This window comes from Staphylococcus sp. HMSC063F05 (genome assembly GCF_001837075.1).
Taxonomy (GTDB): Bacteria; Bacillota; Bacilli; order Staphylococcales; family Staphylococcaceae; genus Staphylococcus; species Staphylococcus epidermidis.
The window spans coordinates 204,450-223,400 of sequence record NZ_KV831325.1 but is presented as its reverse complement, the minus strand read 5'-3'; the positions used below and the strand labels follow the sequence as shown (position 1 = coordinate 223,400).

18 protein-coding genes and 3 pseudogenes are annotated in these 18,951 nt (G+C 31.9%); 14 read left to right on the top strand and 7 right to left on the bottom strand.

Going from position 1 to position 18,951, the window contains the following annotated elements:
- Positions 1 to 169, top strand: a pseudogene (locus tag HMPREF2576_RS12620) (transposase); the annotation flags it as partial.
- Positions 170 to 203: 34 nt separating this feature from the next.
- A pseudogene (locus HMPREF2576_RS03335) lies at positions 204 to 579 on the top strand (transposase); the annotation flags it as partial.
- A gap of 18 nt (positions 580 to 597) precedes the next feature.
- Here the strand turns inward: HMPREF2576_RS03335 and HMPREF2576_RS03330 are convergent.
- Entirely contained in the window at positions 598 to 753 is a 156-nt protein-coding gene (locus tag HMPREF2576_RS03330) for a DUF2197 domain-containing protein (RefSeq protein WP_002439348.1), read from the bottom strand.
- Position 754: 1 nt separating this feature from the next.
- A complete protein-coding gene (locus HMPREF2576_RS03325; RefSeq protein WP_002456607.1) occupies positions 755 to 1,237 on the bottom strand; it encodes a hypothetical protein in 483 nt (160 codons plus the stop codon).
- A 144-nt stretch (positions 1,238 to 1,381) separates the two neighbouring features.
- Between HMPREF2576_RS03325 and HMPREF2576_RS03320 the strand changes: the two genes are divergently transcribed.
- From HMPREF2576_RS03320 to HMPREF2576_RS03310, 3 genes are all read left to right on the top strand, one after another.
- On the top strand, positions 1,382 to 1,657 hold the full coding sequence (locus tag HMPREF2576_RS03320) for an Fpa/YlaN family protein (protein WP_001830079.1): 276 nt from the start codon (positions 1,382 to 1,384) through the stop codon (positions 1,655 to 1,657).
- Positions 1,658 to 2,058: 401 nt separating this feature from the next.
- A complete protein-coding gene (ftsW, locus tag HMPREF2576_RS03315; protein ID WP_001830097.1) occupies positions 2,059 to 3,282 on the top strand; it encodes a cell division peptidoglycan polymerase FtsW in 1,224 nt (407 codons plus the stop codon).
- Between the two features lie 401 nt (positions 3,283 to 3,683).
- Positions 3,684 to 7,133 (top strand): pyruvate carboxylase, encoded by a 3,450-nt coding sequence (locus HMPREF2576_RS03310; RefSeq protein ID WP_002484391.1) that lies wholly within the window; start codon positions 3,684 to 3,686, stop codon positions 7,131 to 7,133.
- 142 nt (positions 7,134 to 7,275) lie between these two features.
- Here HMPREF2576_RS03310 and HMPREF2576_RS03305 read toward each other — a convergent pair whose 3' ends face one another.
- Positions 7,276 to 8,184, bottom strand: coding sequence for a COX15/CtaA family protein (locus HMPREF2576_RS03305; protein ID WP_002470218.1), 909 nt, complete (start codon positions 8,182 to 8,184; stop codon positions 7,276 to 7,278).
- A gap of 300 nt (positions 8,185 to 8,484) precedes the next feature.
- Between HMPREF2576_RS03305 and cyoE the strand changes: the two genes are divergently transcribed.
- From cyoE to HMPREF2576_RS03285, 4 genes are all read left to right on the top strand, one after another.
- Positions 8,485 to 9,396, top strand: coding sequence for a heme o synthase (gene cyoE, locus HMPREF2576_RS03300; protein WP_002469568.1), 912 nt, complete (start codon positions 8,485 to 8,487; stop codon positions 9,394 to 9,396).
- Between the two features lie 25 nt (positions 9,397 to 9,421).
- Positions 9,422 to 9,883 (top strand): DUF420 domain-containing protein, encoded by a 462-nt coding sequence (locus tag HMPREF2576_RS03295; RefSeq protein WP_001830117.1) that lies wholly within the window; start codon positions 9,422 to 9,424, stop codon positions 9,881 to 9,883.
- A 441-nt stretch (positions 9,884 to 10,324) separates the two neighbouring features.
- On the top strand, positions 10,325 to 11,377 hold the full coding sequence (locus HMPREF2576_RS03290; RefSeq protein WP_002456604.1) for a CAP-associated domain-containing protein: 1,053 nt from the start codon (positions 10,325 to 10,327) through the stop codon (positions 11,375 to 11,377).
- 20 nt (positions 11,378 to 11,397) lie between these two features.
- Positions 11,398 to 11,832 (top strand): YlbF/YmcA family competence regulator, encoded by a 435-nt coding sequence (locus HMPREF2576_RS03285; RefSeq protein WP_002470243.1) that lies wholly within the window; start codon positions 11,398 to 11,400, stop codon positions 11,830 to 11,832.
- A gap of 514 nt (positions 11,833 to 12,346) precedes the next feature.
- On the opposite strand, the gene HMPREF2576_RS03280 is transcribed toward HMPREF2576_RS03285, so the two are convergent.
- A complete protein-coding gene (locus tag HMPREF2576_RS03280; RefSeq protein ID WP_070856181.1) occupies positions 12,347 to 13,273 on the bottom strand; it encodes a glycerophosphodiester phosphodiesterase family protein in 927 nt (308 codons plus the stop codon).
- 220 nt (positions 13,274 to 13,493) lie between these two features.
- Here HMPREF2576_RS03280 and HMPREF2576_RS03275 point away from each other — a divergent pair, with 220 nt between their 5' ends.
- Positions 13,494 to 13,745 (top strand): DUF2129 domain-containing protein, encoded by a 252-nt coding sequence (locus HMPREF2576_RS03275; protein ID WP_070856179.1) that lies wholly within the window; start codon positions 13,494 to 13,496, stop codon positions 13,743 to 13,745.
- A 9-nt stretch (positions 13,746 to 13,754) separates the two neighbouring features.
- On the opposite strand, the gene HMPREF2576_RS03270 is transcribed toward HMPREF2576_RS03275, so the two are convergent.
- Positions 13,755 to 14,144: a DUF7147 family protein gene (locus tag HMPREF2576_RS03270; protein WP_001830114.1), complete on the bottom strand. Its 390-nt coding sequence runs from the start codon at positions 14,142 to 14,144 to the stop codon at positions 13,755 to 13,757.
- A gap of 66 nt (positions 14,145 to 14,210) precedes the next feature.
- On the opposite strand from HMPREF2576_RS03270, the gene rsmD reads away from it, so the two are divergent.
- On the top strand, positions 14,211 to 14,753 hold the full coding sequence (gene rsmD / locus HMPREF2576_RS03265) for a 16S rRNA (guanine(966)-N(2))-methyltransferase RsmD (RefSeq protein WP_002470236.1): 543 nt from the start codon (positions 14,211 to 14,213) through the stop codon (positions 14,751 to 14,753).
- Between the two features lies 1 nt (position 14,754).
- Positions 14,755 to 15,240 carry a pantetheine-phosphate adenylyltransferase gene (gene coaD / locus HMPREF2576_RS03260; protein ID WP_001830072.1) on the top strand — a complete coding sequence of 162 codons (486 nt, stop codon included), beginning with the start codon at positions 14,755 to 14,757 and terminating at the stop codon, positions 15,238 to 15,240.
- A gap of 403 nt (positions 15,241 to 15,643) precedes the next feature.
- Here coaD and HMPREF2576_RS03255 read toward each other — a convergent pair whose 3' ends face one another.
- A complete protein-coding gene (locus HMPREF2576_RS03255; RefSeq protein ID WP_002470248.1) occupies positions 15,644 to 16,777 on the bottom strand; it encodes a nucleotidyltransferase in 1,134 nt (377 codons plus the stop codon).
- A 126-nt stretch (positions 16,778 to 16,903) separates the two neighbouring features.
- On the opposite strand from HMPREF2576_RS03255, the gene HMPREF2576_RS03250 reads away from it, so the two are divergent.
- On the top strand, positions 16,904 to 17,458 hold the full coding sequence (locus tag HMPREF2576_RS03250) for a YceD family protein (RefSeq protein ID WP_001830128.1): 555 nt from the start codon (positions 16,904 to 16,906) through the stop codon (positions 17,456 to 17,458).
- Positions 17,459 to 17,535: 77 nt separating this feature from the next.
- On the top strand, positions 17,536 to 17,709 hold the full coding sequence (gene rpmF, locus HMPREF2576_RS03245) for a 50S ribosomal protein L32 (protein WP_001830121.1): 174 nt from the start codon (positions 17,536 to 17,538) through the stop codon (positions 17,707 to 17,709).
- A gap of 479 nt (positions 17,710 to 18,188) precedes the next feature.
- Here rpmF and HMPREF2576_RS12420 read toward each other — a convergent pair.
- A pseudogene (locus HMPREF2576_RS12420) lies at positions 18,189 to 18,951 on the bottom strand (signal peptide protein); the annotation flags it as partial.

Sequence of the window (18,951 nt, the reverse complement as noted above, 5' to 3'; positions counted from 1 at the left end):
ATATTGTAGAAACAATTCTAGAGACTGAATTCAGACATCATCGTGATGCAATATCATACCATCCAAAAATAATGTTAAAAGTAGTTTTATATGCCTATACCCAATCTGTGTTTTCAGGACGTAGATAGAAAAAATACTTAATGATAATATTCGAATGATGTGTCTATCATAAAATCAAAAGCCTTCTTATATAACAATTAATCGATTCAAAAGCAAATAAAAAAATAATGAAAAAATATAATTGGGAATATTTTAAAGTCCAAATTATTAAAAAGTTTTCAGAACCAAAAACAAAAAGCATCTACAGTCAAGAAAAATTGATGTGGAGCCTGTTTTTGGATTTATGAAGGCTATTTTGGGTTTTACTCGAATGTCCGTTCGAGGGATAAATAAAGTCAAAAGAGAACTAGGATTTGTGCTAATGGCACTTAATATAAGAAAAGTAACAGCTCAACGAGCTGAAAATAATCAAAAAAATAATAAAAAAGACAATTTCTATATAATTTCAATAGAAATTGTCTTTTTTATTTATCTTGGAACTTTAAGTCCCACACTCTTTATTTATGTGAGATAGTTTGAAATTTCCAATATATCATTTTAATCTCGTTTGCTTTGTTTAGGTGTATCGAGTCTACTTTTACAATCATCGCACATGAAAGTGCGTATAGGATTATTTTTTAAGCGTTTAGCCTCGACTGTATGTTCATCAATAAAAACTTTAGTATCGCAAATAATACATTGAACCTTTCTCATATTAAATCACCTCTATATGTGTGACATACTTAAATTGATGAGAGTATCCTTCTTCAGGAATATATATGAAACTATCAACAGCATTATCACTATATAAACGTTTGCCATTACTAGAAAATTGAAAGAACAAATAAGGTAATAAGTCCATGGGTACATTGATGGAATAATCTTTATTAGAAAGTTTTATTGTGCTAGCATTTTCCATAGGTTCGGCGTTTTTGAAAAATGGTGTCATATTTATCACAAATGTTTCATCTAAAACCGATCGTTTTTTATATTTAATTTCAGAATCAAGCGTTGGTGGATTTGTTTGTCCTTCTAAAATAGCACGGTTCCATTCCTTGTTATCATCAAAGTTGATGGGTCTAGTACCATCAAATACCCCACGTTCTAAATCATCAATAGTAACTTTTCTATCGTCAAATATCCAAGTCGTACTATCCAATGAAATAGGGAAATTGACTGCTCCTTTTATTTGAATCATAAATGCCCACTCCCTAAATTTTTATCTTTCATTATTTTAACATAGAATCGCTTTCACTTAATTTAAATTCGCTTGCTTTTTAACATTCAGTAGGATAAACTTCTATTGTGAAGATATTAATTGAAACGATAGGGGGAATATGTCATGTCTAACCAATCGAAGTTAAATAGTGCGGCATATGACCAATTGAATAAAGATGCAGACAGAATATTACATCTAATTAAAGTTCAAATGGATAACTTAACTTTACCTTCTTGTCCACTTTATGAAGAGGTTTTAGATACTCAAATGTTTGGTTTACAAAAGGAAGTTGATTTCGCAGTTCAACTTGGATTAGTTGATAAAGAAGATGGTAAGCAATTAATGTTAAGACTTGAAAAAGAACTTTCTAAATTGCATGAAGCATTTACGAATGTTTAAATTTTTTATTTGTAATTAATTGTAAAAATAATGTATTCACTAAGTTGACGGTATGCATAATGTATTATGTTTAAAGAAAATATTGATAGATGATTAATTGTACGAGTCAATCATCGCATAAATGACTGAGTTGATATTAATTCTTATATCTTTCTCGGTCTTTTTTGTTGTAAGATTTAAAAGTGAAATTGATTTGAAAGAAGCCTAAAAACGCTCACTTCTTTCAAAAATTGTTAAAGTAAATTTAAATCATGGGTTTTAAAGGTAAATCTATTTGTTTATATTTGTTTAATAGATACGTTGAAGTATATAATAGATAAGAACGCTTTTTAGTAGCGATGTGTTTTATTAAGTCAACAAAGAGATAAATTTTAATCATTTAGTATTGGAAGATCTAGTATATGAAAAATTTTAAAAATATAATGCGATATATTGGAAAGACTTCTAAATTTATCGATTATCCATTGTTAATAACTTATGTTGTCCTCTGTTTGATTGGATTAGTAATGGTTTATAGCGCAAGCATGGTTGCAGCTACAAAAGGTACGTTAACCGGGGGAGTACCAGTTTCCGGAACATACTTCTACAATCGACAACTTTTATACGTTATCATGAGCTTTGTTATCGTATTTTTTATGGCTTTTATTATGAATGTTAAAGTATTAAAAAAGCCTAATGTTCAAAAAGGTATGATGATTGGTATTTTTATACTTTTACTACTAACATTAGTAATAGGAAAAAATATCAATGGTTCTAAAAGTTGGATTAACTTAGGGTTCATGAACTTACAAGCTTCGGAGTTATTGAAGATTTCAATAATTCTATACATACCATTTATGATTGAAAAGAAGATGCCTGCGGTGAGGCATAATATAAAATTAATATTAGGACCAATTTTGTTTGTTGTAACTTGTTTGATACTTGTTCTTTTTCAAAAAGATGTTGGTCAAACAATGCTGATTGTGATCATATTCTTCTCAATTATTTTTTACTCAGGTATCGGTGTGCAGAATATGTTAAAATGGGGCGCTTTGGTAGCTATTGGTTTTATCATCGTAGCTACATTTATGTTCATGTTAGATATGGTTCCAAGTTATTTGCAAGCACGTTTTAGTACGTTAACCAATCCATTTAGTCAAGAATCAGGCACAGGATATCATATTTCTAATTCTCTTTTGGCAATTGGCAATGGTGGGTTGTTCGGACGTGGTCTAGGAAATAGTATTATGAAGCTTGGTTATTTGCCAGAGCCACATACAGACTTTATATTTGCTATTATTTGTGAAGAGATGGGATTAATCGGTGGCTTAATCGTTTTAATTTTAGAGTACTTTATTGTATATCGCGCTTTCCAACTTGCTAATAAAACGCAATCGTATTTTTATAAATTAGTTTGCGTTGGGATAGCTAGTTATATCGGAAGCCAAACATTCGTAAATATCGGTGGTATTTCTGCTACAATTCCACTTACTGGTGTACCGTTACCATTTATTAGTTTTGGTGGTTCATCGATGATTAGTTTAAGTATAGCTATGGGATTACTACTTATTACAGCAAAACAGATAAAACAAGATGATAAACGACTGAAACAACGTAAGGTAGATATTAAACGTCGATATAATTAATTAAATAGTATATAAAATTTTAATATTAAGTTTAGACTATAGCCCAAGATGAATGTAAATTATTCCTCTTGGGCTTTTCATATCATAATGTTTGGTATAGTTAGTCACTACTCATTATCATAATTTAAGATTCTGTAAATATGCATACTTTAACTAGCGTCATTCGTATATAGATGATAATATTAAATTATTAACATTTATAAGTTTTCTTGTAATTGACTGACAACTTAACTTACACATAGTGTAGTCAGTTTGAACTAATTTATTTAATTAAATGTTACAAATTGATAAATGATATGATTCTTTCATGAATTACTATAGAATTATTCAAACATTTGAGATAAAATTTTATTATCTAATTATTTAGAAAATTCGTAACATTCTAAGGAGTGTCTTGGCTTTTGAAACAAATAAAGAAATTACTTGTTGCTAACCGTGGTGAAATCGCCATTAGAATTTTTAGAGCGGCAGCAGAATTAAATATCAGTACAGTAGCAATTTATTCTAATGAAGATAAAAGTTCGTTACATAGATATAAAGCAGATGAATCCTATCTAGTTGGAAGTGATTTAGGACCTGCTGAAAGTTATTTGAATATCGAACGTATCATCGAAGTAGCTCTTCGCGCAGGTGTCGATGCAATTCATCCTGGGTATGGTTTTTTAAGTGAAAATGAACAATTTGCACGCCGATGTGCTGAGGAAGGCATTAAATTTATAGGTCCGCATCTTGAACATCTAGACATGTTTGGAGATAAGGTTAAGGCTAGAACAACTGCTATTAACGCTAACTTACCTGTAATCCCGGGTACAGATGGTCCTATTGAAAGTTTTGAAGCTGCAGAACAGTTTGCTAATGAAGCAGGTTACCCACTTATGATTAAGGCCACAAGCGGTGGCGGTGGTAAAGGTATGCGAATCGTTCGTGAATCAAGCGAATTAGAAGACGCTTTCCATCGTGCGAAATCAGAAGCCGAAAAGTCATTTGGTAATAGCGAAGTTTATATCGAAAGATATATTGATAATCCAAAGCATATAGAGGTTCAAGTTATTGGTGATGAATTCGGGAATATCATTCATTTGTATGAAAGAGATTGCTCCGTACAACGACGTCATCAAAAGGTTGTTGAAGTTGCACCTTCAGTAGGTCTTTCTAACAAATTAAGAGAGCGAATTTGTGATGCCGCAATTCAACTGATGGAAAATATAAAATACGTCAACGCTGGAACAGTAGAATTTTTAGTTTCTGGGGATGAATTTTTCTTCATTGAGGTTAATCCACGTGTTCAAGTTGAGCATACAATTACTGAAATGATTACTGGTATAGACATTGTGAAAACGCAAATTTTAGTTGCTAATGGAGAATCGTTATTTGGAGATAAAATCTCTATGCCACAGCAAAATGAAATTCAAACATTAGGGTATGCGATACAATGTCGTATAACAACTGAAGATCCTACTAATGATTTTATGCCAGATTCTGGCACAATTATTGCATATCGATCAAGTGGCGGTTTTGGTGTGAGACTTGATGCAGGGGATGGATTCCAAGGTGCAGAAATTTCACCTTACTACGATTCACTATTAGTTAAGCTTTCTACACATGCCGTTTCATTTAAACAAGCTGAAGAGAAAATGGAACGTTCATTACGCGAAATGCGAATTCGTGGCGTAAAGACGAATATTCCATTTCTCATCAATGTTATGCGTAATGATAAATTTAGAAGTGGTGATTATACTACTAAATTTATTGAAGAAACACCTGAACTTTTCGATATTGCACCGACATTGGACAGAGGTACCAAGACTTTAGAGTATATTGGTAATGTGACGATAAACGGATTTCCTAATGTAGAAAAGCGTCCAAAACCAGAATATGAATCTACCAAAATCCCAAAAATTTCTCAAAAGAAAATCAATCAGTTATTTGGAACAAAACAAATTCTTGAGCAACATGGACCAACAGGTGTTACAAATTGGGTTAGAGAACAAGAAGATGTTTTAATTACCGATACTACATTTAGAGATGCACACCAATCTTTACTTGCAACACGTGTAAGAACAAAAGATATGATGAACATTGCATCTAAAACTGCTGAAGTTTTTAAAGATAGTTTTTCATTAGAAATGTGGGGTGGTGCAACATTTGATGTCGCCTATAATTTCTTGAAAGAGAATCCATGGGAACGTTTAGAAAGATTGCGCAAAGCCATTCCGAATGTGTTATTCCAAATGTTATTACGAGCTTCGAACGCAGTAGGTTATAAAAACTATCCTGATAATGTAATTAAGAAATTCGTTCATGAAAGTGCAAAAGCTGGTGTAGATGTTTTCCGTATATTCGACTCATTGAACTGGGTTGATCAAATGAAAGTAGCGAATGAAGCTGTTCAAGAAGCTGGAATGGTATCTGAGGGTACAATTTGCTATACAGGTGATATTTTAAATGCTGAACGTTCCAATATTTATACTTTAGATTATTACGTTAAAATGGCTAAAGAACTGGAAAGAGAAGGATTCCATATATTAGCAATTAAAGATATGGCTGGTTTATTGAAACCGAAAGCAGCTTACGAATTAATTGGTGAATTACGTGAGGCAACACATCTTCCAATTCATTTACATACACATGATACTAGTGGAAATGGATTGTTGACATATAAACAAGCAATTGATGCTGGCGTAGATATTATAGATACTGCTGTTGCATCTATGAGTGGTTTAACGAGTCAACCAAGTGCAAATTCATTATATTATGCACTAAATGGATTCCCACGTAATTTAAGAACTGATATTGATGGTTTAGAAGAGTTGAGTCATTACTGGTCTGTAGTCAGACCTTACTATGCAGACTTTGAGAGTGATATCAAATCACCAAATACAGAAATTTATCAACATGAAATGCCAGGTGGCCAATATTCAAACTTAAGTCAACAAGCTAAAAGTTTAGGATTGGGCGAACGTTTTGATGAAGTCAAAGAGATGTATCGTCGTGTCAACTTCCTGTTTGGAGATCTTGTAAAAGTAACACCATCTTCAAAGGTAGTTGGAGATATGGCACTATATATGGTGCAAAATGATCTTGATGAAGATACGGTCATCAATGATGGTTATAAATTAGATTTCCCAGAATCTGTTGTGTCATTCTTTAAAGGTGACATTGGACAACCTGTCAACGGATTCAACAAGAAATTGCAAGATGTTATTTTAAAAGGACAGCAACCAATTACTGAAAGACCAGGTGAATACTTGGAGCCGGTCGATTTTGAAGCAATCCGTCAAGAATTAAGCGACATACAACAAGACGAGGTAACAGAACAAGATATAATTAGTTATGTACTTTATCCGAAGGTATATAAACAATATATTCAAACGAAAGAGCAATTTGGTAATGTATCTTTACTGGATACACCGACATTCTTATTTGGCATGCGTAATGGTGAAACAGTTGAAATTGAAATTGATACTGGTAAACGTCTAATTATTAAATTAGAAACAATCAGTGAACCAGATGAGAATGGTAAGCGTACAATTTATTACGCTATGAATGGTCAAGCAAGACGTATCTATATTCAAGATGAAAATGTTAAAACGAATGCTAATGTTAAACCTAAGGCGGATAAATCAAATCCAAATCATATTGGTGCTCAAATGCCTGGTTCTGTAACTGAAGTCAAAGTGTCTGTAGGCGATGAAGTACAAGCTAATCAGCCATTATTAATCACTGAAGCAATGAAGATGGAAACGACGATTCAGGCACCATTTGATGGAATTATTAAACAAATAAATGTTGCTAATGGAGATGCCATTGCCACAGGAGATTTATTAGTGGAAATTGAAAAGCAATCATAATTAAAATGACCATCTAGATTGATATGATATTTAGATGGTCTGTTTATACTTAAATATATTGAAACACGCCACTTATCTTACCGTTATGGTATTTTGAGTGGCGTGTTTCTTTTTAATTGTTATAAATTTATAGAAAAATAAATTATTTTAGACTTCTCGTCGTTCTTAACATTAGTAAAATAAAATAAGCAATCATTCCGAATAAGTAAGTGATAAACAAAGCATGGAATAACGCAATAATTAAATTGACATTAGTTATGACTGATAAAGCACCTGTAATAACTTGAAGGATAACAAGTATAAATGATGCAGTATAACCATAACGTACAGTTCGATTATCTGAATAATTCTTAATAGCGTGTATAAATGTAATCATAATCCAAATAAAAGTGATGAACGCCATACCTCTGTGCGAAAATTGTACCCAATCATGCGCATTATGAGGAACGATATCATCAAATGGAATAGGCCAAGCACCATAAGCAAGACTTGATTTAGTATGTCTAACTAAAGCACCTGTATAAATAGTTAAGTATACGATGATAGCCATTAACCAAGTTAAGATACGTAAAGGTTTGTGAATAAATAAAATGTCAGCTTCATATTTTTTGTCAATTGAGAAAATAATTAATGTCATTAAGAAAACAGAAGAGAAACTGATAAGTGAAATACCAAAATGTAGCGCTAATACATAAGGATTTTGTTGCCATATCACAGCAGCAGCACCTACAAGTGCTTGAACTAATAAAAAACCAACACTAATAATAGAGAGTGGTTTGATTTCTTTAATATATCCAATGTTTTTCCAAGCTGTAATTACAAGCCATAATACAACTATAAGTGAAATGGCTGATACTGCGCGATGACTCAGCTCTATAATTGTTTGTATTGGTAAATTTTCTGGAAGTAAAGCGCCATTACACAAAGGCCAAGACGAGCCACAACCATCTTCTGATCCCGTTTTAGTTACGAGGGCGCCACCTAATTGTACAAAGGTCATAATAATCGTAGCTAAAACACCTAACCATTTAAGGTTTTGCTTTCTAAACAATGATAAACACCCCATCATTAATTTAAAGTATTAAATTATAATATTACATAATTGAATAAAGTCATTGAAAGACTCGTTAATTGATACTTCATTAAATACGACACTTGAAAAAATGACTTTAAATTAATGTACATATTTTTACTTTTAACTTATTATATCAAGAATAACATTTTTAAGTGTGTCACAAAATTGACGATTTCTAATGTCGTAAAAGTGTCACAATTTAATTTTATAAAACCTAGTCTTTTTGTGTGATTTACTATATCATTATATTATATGAGAAATTTAAGGAGGGGAATTATGAACAAAGATCAAACTTTGTCACATACTACGGGCCGTGTATCCTTCAAAGAATTACAACAAATTATTAAAATGGGCCTTGTTCAAGGTAATTTAATACCTGCTTTTGCAGGCGCATGGCTTGCAATAGTAATGACAAACCATTCCTTCCTATCTTCCATTCCACAAATACTATTGATGCTAGTTGGCTCTACGCTAATTATGGGGGGCGCTTGTGCTTTAAATAATTATTATGATCAAGATATTGATCGCATTATGCCTAGTAAGCAAAGTAGACCAACAGTAAATGATAGAATATCTGATAGAAACTTATTAATGTTAAGTTTTGGGATGATGTTAATAGGTGAAGCATGTTTATTCTTATTAAATATACCTTCTGGTGTTTTAGGATTAATTGGTATTGTTGGATATGTATCTTACTATTCAATTTGGTCTAAGCGCCATACAACTTGGAATACTGTTGTTGGAAGTTTTCCTGGAGCTGTACCACCATTAATTGGTTGGGTAGCTATCGATGGATCATTAAGTTTAGCAGCAGTAGCACTCTTTTTAGTTGTCTTTTGTTGGCAACCTATCCATTTCTACGCTCTAGCAATTAAACGTAGTGATGAGTATGCGCTTGCAAATATTCCTATGTTACCATCAGTGAAAGGTTTCAAACGGACAAGAGTAAGCATGTTTATTTGGTTAGTGTTATTATTACCATTGCCATTCTTATTATCTAATTTAGGTGTAACTTTTGTTGTTATTGCTACACTACTTAATTTAGGATGGTTAGCTTTAGGTTTTACAACGTTCAGAAAAGAATCTAATCAAACTAAATGGGCAACGCAAATGTTCGTTTATTCATTGAACTACTTAGTAGTATTCTTTGCACTCGTTGTAGTTGTTTCATTAATCAAGATGATATAAATTAACTTAAGTAAGGATGAAACTTATGAACGTACCCATTTTACCAACGATAAGTACATCGTGTATTGTTATTAGTGCGATTTTAGTCGCTATTGGTTGGGCATTGATTTGGAAACGTCAAGTTCATAAGCATAAAAACATTATGCTATGGGCTGCCTTTTTCGCTTTAACATTCTTTATTATTTATGCAGCAAGAACTATTTTTATCGGTAATACAGCTTTCGGTGGACCAAGTTCTATTAAAGTTTATTACACTATTTTCTTAGTTTTCCATATCATTCTTGCAACAGTTGGTGGCGTTTTAGGCTTAATTCAAATCATTTTAGCCTTCAAAGATAAACTTCATATTCACAGAAAAATTGGGCCTTGGGCTTCAATAATTTGGTTCTTTACCGCAATTACTGGTGTTGCAGTTTATGTATTGTTATATGTATTGTATCCAGGTGGAGAAACAACATCATTGCTTAAAGCTACATTAGGTCTATAAATTTTCTTTATAAGAGCCTGAGACACAAATGGTTGTCTCAGGTATTTTTATGTACTGAATGTAGATAACTCAGTTGTCATGTTGTCATAAACTATACAATAAACATACTTTTTATTCCTAATCATTATCTACTATTTCTACAGTTACAAACGTATCAAATATGATTCAAATCCTATATAAATATTTTAAATAAATCTAAGCGAGATCTGTAATCATACTAAAGTCATTTTTTACTGACTCGATATATATCTATTTAATATTTAGATTTTAATATGTTTAAAAATTCATTCATGTTCACTTTCGTATAAATAACGAATACAAAAGTATTTAAAATTTGTTTTATAAGAATAATGATGGGAAATGTTTACACGTTTCACTTATGTTGAAAAAGGTTAGTACATTTTTGTACAATATATATAATTATTAAGAGGTGGGTGAAAGATGAAGAAGTTAATAATTAAAGTTATTGGTGTTATATTATTAGTGACATTTTTAATTTATCTCTTTTACTCACCACGTTTAAAGTTTGATGTTCTAGAGAATCCAAATAAAAATAGCAAAACGACTAAGACAGAGCAATTTAAACAGGTGAATAAGGATGCTGAGAACCCTAAACCTAAAGAAGGGATAGGGACTTGGATTGGAAAAGATATTAAAACACTAACACATCATTATGGACAAGCTGATCGGTCTTATCCATATAAAAATGGGTTAAAAAATTATGTCTTTAAACAGAAAGATGAATATTATATTGTAAGTACTAATAAAGGAACAATCACATCAGTTTATGCCACAGGTAAAGGTGTGAAAGTGAGCCCACTTAAAATAGGTGAAAGTTCATCTCATATTTTTGAAGATACTAGTATTAATCCAGAACCAACTGTCAAAACGAAAGGTAAAACTTATAAATTTGAAATGTCTGATGAAGACTTAAAGACACAGACGTTAATTAAATATGGAGATGTTTATGCTCAAATATATTCTGATCAACAAACTAATAAAATTTTGGCAGTGAGATTTTTAGATGCAAATACATTGGCAACACTACAACCATATAAGTTAAATAGAGCAGAAGATGAGGGACAAATTAGTGAAAGTTCCGACGATAAAATTCCACATGAACAAAACCCTAATCAATTGATTACACTCTATGAAGTAACGAATAAAATGAGAGAAATGAAAAATTTAAAATCACTTAAAGTTAACAACGATATTGCTCGTATTGCTGCTATCAATCTGTATGAAGCAACGGATAAAGGATCAAACAGTGTGGAGTTTACTGAGAATGCTTTAACACAACAACTGGATGAACGCCATGTAAGTTATAAGTCAGCAAGTCAAAATGTAGGTTATGATTTTGACGATGTACCTACACTTATTCATAGTTGGATTAATTCTGATATTCATCGCTCACGCTTGTTAAGTAATAAATATGATGAAATGGGTGGAGAAGTGATGAGTGATTATTATTCATTAATATTTGTAGAAAAGTAAAATAAATAAAGGATGATTCTGTGATTACTGAAGAAACATTAGACATTTTAGATGATATTGAGGATATCTCGGATATGATTGTACAATCTGATATTTATGTCTCATACCGACGAGCTAAAATGCAATTAGATGCTGATGATGAGGCAAGTCTACTTTATCAAGCTTTTCTAAAAGTGAAAGATAAGTATGATGATGTGATGAGATTTGGAAAATATCATCCCGATTACAAAGATATTATGTTAGAAACTCGAAAACGAAAACGTGCTTATGAAATGCTTCCAGTAGTAATGGAGTATAAAGCAAAGGAAGTGGCACTACAAAATTTAATTGACGAAGTGATGTCCAAAATAGCATTAGCTGTTTCTGAGCATGTAAAAATTGAAACAGGTAATCCTTTCTTCCAAACTGGACATGATGGATGTGCATCTGGTGGCACATGTAACTGTTCATTGTAATTAAAAGACATGATCAAAGCATTAATTAATCAGTAATAACAAAGACTTATGTTTGTTTAATTAATGTTATACAGAAGGTAAATCTATGTAATCAAGAATTTGTTACTTTGAAGGAAGCGGTTGGTATCATTTAGAAGAGAAGTGAAATGGATTAATAAACTATTTCACACCTCTTTTTATCCATTATATTTTTTGAAAGGGTAAGTCTACTGTATATACATTCTATAAAACAAAATGTTAGATTCGCACTCTATCAAAGTCATTTCTATCTTTAACGATGATTATTTATAAAAATATATTTATACCGTGCAAACTATATACAAAGTTAAATAATGATATCGTAAATATCGCATTATTTAGTCAAAGATAAATTAATGTTATAAGACTAAAAATGAATGTACTTTCACTTCAGAAACGCGCGGATAATACGTTAAATACCTAGGACAAGTTGGATGTCCTAGGTATTTTTAGTTAAATTAATCATAAGTAATCATTACGAAACTTATATTTCAATTTATTTTAAAGTTTCTTTAAATTGTTGACCTAAATCTGGGCGATCTGTAACTAAAGTATGAACACCTTTATGATATAAATCTGTCATTAAATCTATACTATTCACACCATAGTAACCGGGTACAATATTATTTAAGTTAAGCCATTGAATGAAACGCTTAGAAGTTAATGAAATTCCTTTATATGCAACTGGCATTTGGAATGTGTCTGCTTGTGGTTTAAATGTGTGACCTAACATGCCGTTAAATTTAATAAAACCTTCAGCAACTTCGCCTTCACTAGCACCGATAGCAATGTCAGCTTGGTTATACTCAGTGAAACGTTGAATTTGTTTTTTATGGAAGCTTGTAACGAGCACTCGATGTTGCGCCCCATGTTTGATGATATTATCGTAAATCACTTTTGGTGCGATACGACCTTCATATGTGTCTGGCGCATCTTTTAAATCCACATTGATATACATATTAGGGTACAATTCAAGCAGTTCCTCGAATGATAAAATCTTAGCTTTATCGTGCCCGCGATAAGGTGTTTGATTATTGATGTCAGTAAAATGATATCCCGCATCTAATCGTTTTAGTTCAGCTAGAGTATGTTCACTCACTTTACCTGAACCATTAGTTGTACGATCGACAAGTGCATCGTGAAAAACAATGAGTTGTTCATCTTTAGTTAGTCGTACATCTGTTTCAAAGCCATCCAATCCATGTTCAACAGCATTATCAAATGCCAACTGTGTTTGCTCTGGTCGCATTGCCATGCCACCTCTATGTGCAAATATGTAAGGTGCTTGTCCTGAGAAGAAAGGTGGAATAGATTTTAATTGTTGCGGTGATTTATTTTTATTTTTTAAAAAGTAAAATAGACTGCTTATAATACCGGCTGTTGCCAACGTACCATTAATAAACCATTTTTTTGAATGAGCCATAATCGAATCCTCCTAGTGATAGTTAGAGTGTGTGTACCCCAACATTATTGTTGGGTACGATGGTTATGATTCCTTTTACTCATTATCATTTTAAGATAGATAAGTTTAAAGTCATAGAGTTTCAATATAACTTTTATCATTTAGGTTAATCCTTAGTCATTTCATTACTTATAAAGTCATGATATGATAACAAATGTATAAATAATGGAGTGAGTAAGAAATGAATATAATTCCTAGAACGAGTTTAATTATTTATTTAAAACATATGAAACATGAGCGACAAATTAGAAAATATGGACACATCGTGCACTCAAACCGTCAACGAAAATATGTTGTGATGTATATAAATGAAGCAGATACTGACAATATTGTTCATAAACTTATGCAACTCAAGTACGTTCACGACATTCAAGGTTCCCCATATAAATATTTGAAAAAAACATATGAAAAAGAAAAACATGAAATACAATAGAGTATCAATTTATTGCAAAGGTGGTATCCATCTTTGAAGACGCAAAACACTGATAAGGTAGTTGAAATATAATTCTAAGTCTGGATATACATCAGGAGGTTGTACGTCGATACCTACAACTGGTATGTCATAATTTTCTGCAGCTGAATTAATCATATTGAATTTTTTGTTGCCCTCTGGATAGGGATATTTTAAGGCATTTGTCATGATATACATGGCCTGGAAATGTTTTTCAGCAGTAGGGTTCATTATTATTGCAACGGACGATAATTGTTTCTCAGAATGAGGTGTATGGAAATACACAATACGATTGATTCGCTTATGATTATATTCTATAAGAGTTGTAAATTCGAATAAATCGGTTAAACCTTCACCAATTTTAATAAATGATTGTTTCATAAATAAATCAAACTCCTTTATCTTCAAATTATATTAAATAAATGAATGAAATGGAAGTGTGAGTCAATGCGTGTAATTGCGGGTAAGCATAAAAGTAAAGCGCTAGAAAGTTTAGAGGGGCGAAATACTCGTCCAACTATGGATAAAGTTAAAGAAGGTATTTTTAATAGTTTATATGATGTTTCTGGTTTAGGATTAGACTTATTTGCCGGTAGTGGTGCACTTGGCATTGAAGCATTATCCCGTGGTATGGATAAAATGATTTTTGTAGATCAAAATTTTAAAGCGGTCAAGGTTATAAAAGCTAATCTTAATCAATTAGATTTAATGTCACAAGCTGAAGTCTATAAAAATAATGCTGACAGAGCACTTAAAGCACTTGCTAAACGAGAAATACAATTCAATGTTATCTTTTTAGACCCACCTTATAATAAAGGGCTTATAAATGAGGCGATTTCTCGTATAGCAGAGTTTAACTTATTAAAAGAAAATGGTATTATCGTTTGTGAGTTTAGTCATAATGAAGAAATAACAATTGCGCCATTTCAAATGATTAAGCGTTATCATTATGGTTTGACAGATACTTTGTTACTTGAAAAAGGAGAATAATATGAGTAAGACAAGAGCAGTTATTCCCGGTAGTTTTGATCCAATTACATATGGTCACTTAGATATCATTGAAAGAAGCGCCGACCGCTTTGATGAAATCCATGTTTGTGTACTAAAAAATAGTAGTAAAGGTGGAACGTTTGACTCAGAAGAACGCATGACGTTGATTGAAGAGTCGGTTAAACATTTGCCTAATATACAAGTGCATCATTTTAATGGATTGCTTGTTGATTTTTGTGATCAAGTAGGTGCAAAGACAATTATTCGAGGTTTAAGAGCTGTAAGTGACTTTGAATATGAACTACGACTTACTTCTATGAACAAAAAGTTAAATAGTAATATTGAAACAATGTACATGATGACAAGTGCAAACTATTCATTTATAAGTTCAAGTATTGTTAAAGAAGTAGCTGCATATCAAGCGGACATTTCACCTTTTGTACCACCTCATGTCGAAAGAGCATTAAAAAAGAAATTTAATGTCTAAGGCAACTGTACATATAGAGGTGTATAACAGTCATTTAGTTCTATATATGAAATAGGCTGCCACCTCTTAATCATCCAGTCAAAAAATCTCTCAATAGGGTATCTAATTGTAAGATACTCTATTGAGGGATTTTAGTCATAATGAACAACAAAATTACAATAAAGATGTTATAGTTTTTGTTCATAATGATTACAGCAAGATATAGATAATATGAAGCGATACACCCATAAGAGCAGAGTCTTTTATTATAAAGTTGATAGAAAGGTGACTCTTTATACGAAATAGGACAAAAAAGTTCAGGTCAGTGAAAGAATAACGTTGACTACAATGGGATTAAACTACAATTTATGTTTTGTATCTAACACTATGATTGAGCTGTAAGATTTCGGGTCTTTTATAACATTTAAATGCGTACTAAGGGTGTGTTAAAGTCTGTCTGTGATTGATTACTTAATAGATTATATACATGAGTCGCTTTAATTTCATTTTTAAAATAGTGTGCAGTCTTTTGATTTACATTAGTAATGTAGTGACGATTTGGATAATTAGCTTTTAAATATTTTAAATATGAGCGTCCTTTTTCACTCATTCCTAAAACTCTAACAGCGTTAATTTCCTTGTTAACATCATCTTTTGTTATATTTAATAACACATTCATTAATACACGTTGAATATATGTCTGCGTATAACGTTTTGTTTTAAGGTTTGATAATAGAGACTCAAAGGAATCGCTTCGATGAATCATTGTTTGCAAGCGATTTTCAAACCCCTCATTTATTGTGTAAATAGAATGAAGGCTCTCTTTTGGTTGTGTAATTAATTGGTGTTTGATAAAAGGAAATGTATCCTCAACCGTAGTATGAGGTTTACAATATAAAGATTGTATTTGATTTGGGACCACATTTTTCCAGTCTACATTATCATTCATTAGCGAACGCCTAATAGATGTTCCACTTGCAAAATGATGGTGATCAATTACTTTTTGATGATGAAGTGAACCTTCTCTTTTAATAGTCAATGCTGACATGTGAGGCGCAAATTGCTGCATTGCTTTAAGGTAGCTTATTCCTAAAATATTGTTTGGAGATTGTAAAAGTGTGTCGTTATGTGTTAACTCACTTAAGATTCGTGGATAGCTTTTACCTTGTTTTAATTTCTCTTTAAAATCTGGATGTTTTTCATAGTCAATCATTTGTGTTGCAAGATATTGTAAATCTTTTAAGGATGCACTTTCACTGCCAAAAGATATAATATCTATATCGAGATACTGAGCTGTTTTAATAGCTATTTCCGCAAAGGTATCACTAGAAGATAGGCTACCTATCATTGGTAGCTCAACGACCAAATCTACGGCGGATAAAGCCATTTCAGTGCGTTTAAATTTATGGTAGATTGCTGGTTCTCCACGCATCACAAAATTGCCACTCATAATAGCAATAGTTACATTAGTTTCAGAGCGTTGTTTTGACAATGTAGCGTGAAATAAGTGCCCGTTATGAAAAGGATTATATTCAGTTATCAGTCCAACACTTTTCATTTGCATTTCTCCTTTTCAGTATTCATCATTAGTATTGTAACAGAACGAGGTATGTTAAGAAAAAATCTTGACAACTTTTGTTTAGAAAGTTAAAATAAATTTTGTGCTTGTTAGAGGTGAAGCCATATGAAATGGTCAATAACACAATTGAGAAAATATCAAGGTAAGCCATTTGAATTTAATCAAACGGTTAATTTTGAGCATTTAAGAGAATCATTAGATTTAATTGATCTTTCAGATATCAATGTTGAAGGACAGTTGACAGTCAAATCAAATGAAGTGATTGCAGACATGCATGTTACTGGAACTTACACGATGCCTTGTGCTCGTACTTTAGTACCAGTTGATGTGCCTCTTGATGTATCTACTTCAGAAGTATTTGATTTAGAAGGCTATGATGGTTATACCGATAGTGACGATCAAGAAGATGAGCATTATCATCTTGTAACTGACGGTATGATTAATATTAAAGACATTGCTGAAGAACTTGTAATTATTGAAAAACCTATGCGTGCTTATTCTGAACATAGTGATCAAATGTTAACAGAAGGCAATGGTTGGGAAGTCATTGATGAAGATCAATTGACTGAAGTTCAAAAAGAGCAAGATAGTGATTCTGAACAAAGAAAAGTTGATCCAAGGCTTCAAAAATTACAACAATTATACGATAAAGATCAATAGCAGTTGAATTAATGATATAATAGTTATTAATTGAGCTGACATTTTGAATTAAGTGTCTATTCTAAGGAGGATTAATCATGGCAGTACCAAAAAGAAGAACGTCTAAAACAAGAAAAAATAAACGCCGTACACATTTTAAAATTTCAGTACCTGGTATGACTGAATGCCCTAACTGTGGCGAATACAAATTATCTCACCGCGTATGTAAAAACTGTGGTTCATACAATGGTGAAGAAGTAGTTTCTAAATAATAGAACACAAGAAATAAATCCAACAATCTCATGTGAGGTTGTTGGATTTTTTGTTTTGAACTAGAGTAGCTAGAATAATTTTTTTATAGGAATTTAGTGCAATAATAAAGTATTTATCTTGTCTTACCAATACAATGCATGCCTATATTTTAGGAATCTCTTTTTTGAGTATATATAATAAAATTAAGCTAATTTAAATGTGTCTCTTAAAATTTATAGAAATTTAGTTAATTTTGAAGCAGAATATTGATTTATGTGTGACCGAATGTAAAAAATATTTAACAATTGAATAGAGCAATTTAATACTTTATATTATGGATAATCAACCTTGTCACCGAGCATGTTCTCGTTTTGTCTTATTCAGTTTATTCGTCTTTTGTAGTTATTCAATATTTAATATTGTGATAAATTAATTTTTAAGAAATTAAAAAATCGAGTAAATCACAATATCGATTTACTCGTTTTAAAGATGTTAAGTATTATTTAGATTCTTTTCTTTGTCGTCTTAGTAATAAAAGTGAAGATATTAAAGCGATAGAACCAAATACTGTAGTTGTATAATCATATTCATTACTTAGTCCTGTTTCAGGTAATTCAGTATCATTTTTAACATCTGTTTTTGTTTCATCATCATCAGTATTTACTTTAGCATCTTTATCTGTATCGCCTGTATTACCTTGTTCAGCATTTTGGTTATTTTGTTCAGTATTGCCTTGTTGCGTATTTTGATTACCAGTGGCACCTTGAGTACCAGTTGCCGTTTGATCGTTATTAGGTTTTACTTGAGTACCTTGACCTGTTTGATTCCCGTCTTGACCATTAGTTGGTGTATTATTTTGATCTGGATTAGGGGTTGCTTCAGTATCTTGATTTGGAGCAGATCCAGGTTTAACCGTAGCACCTAACTGACCACTTTGATTAGGATTAGAACCCTCTTGCCCAGTATTACCTTGTTCAGCATTTTGATTGTTTTGTTCAGTATTTCCTTGTTGTGTATTTTGATTATCAGTACCAGCTGGAGTACCAGTTGTCGTTTGATCGTTATTAGGTTTTACTTGAGTACCTTGACCTGTTTGATTCCCGTCTTGACCATTAGTTGGTGTATTATTTTGATCTGGATTAGGTTTAACTTCAGCGTCTTGATTAGGTGTAGTACTAGGTTTAACCGTAGCACCGGCTTGATCAGTCGTTCCAGGTGCTGATGGTTGAGCATTTTGGTTATTTTGTTCAGTATTGCCTTGT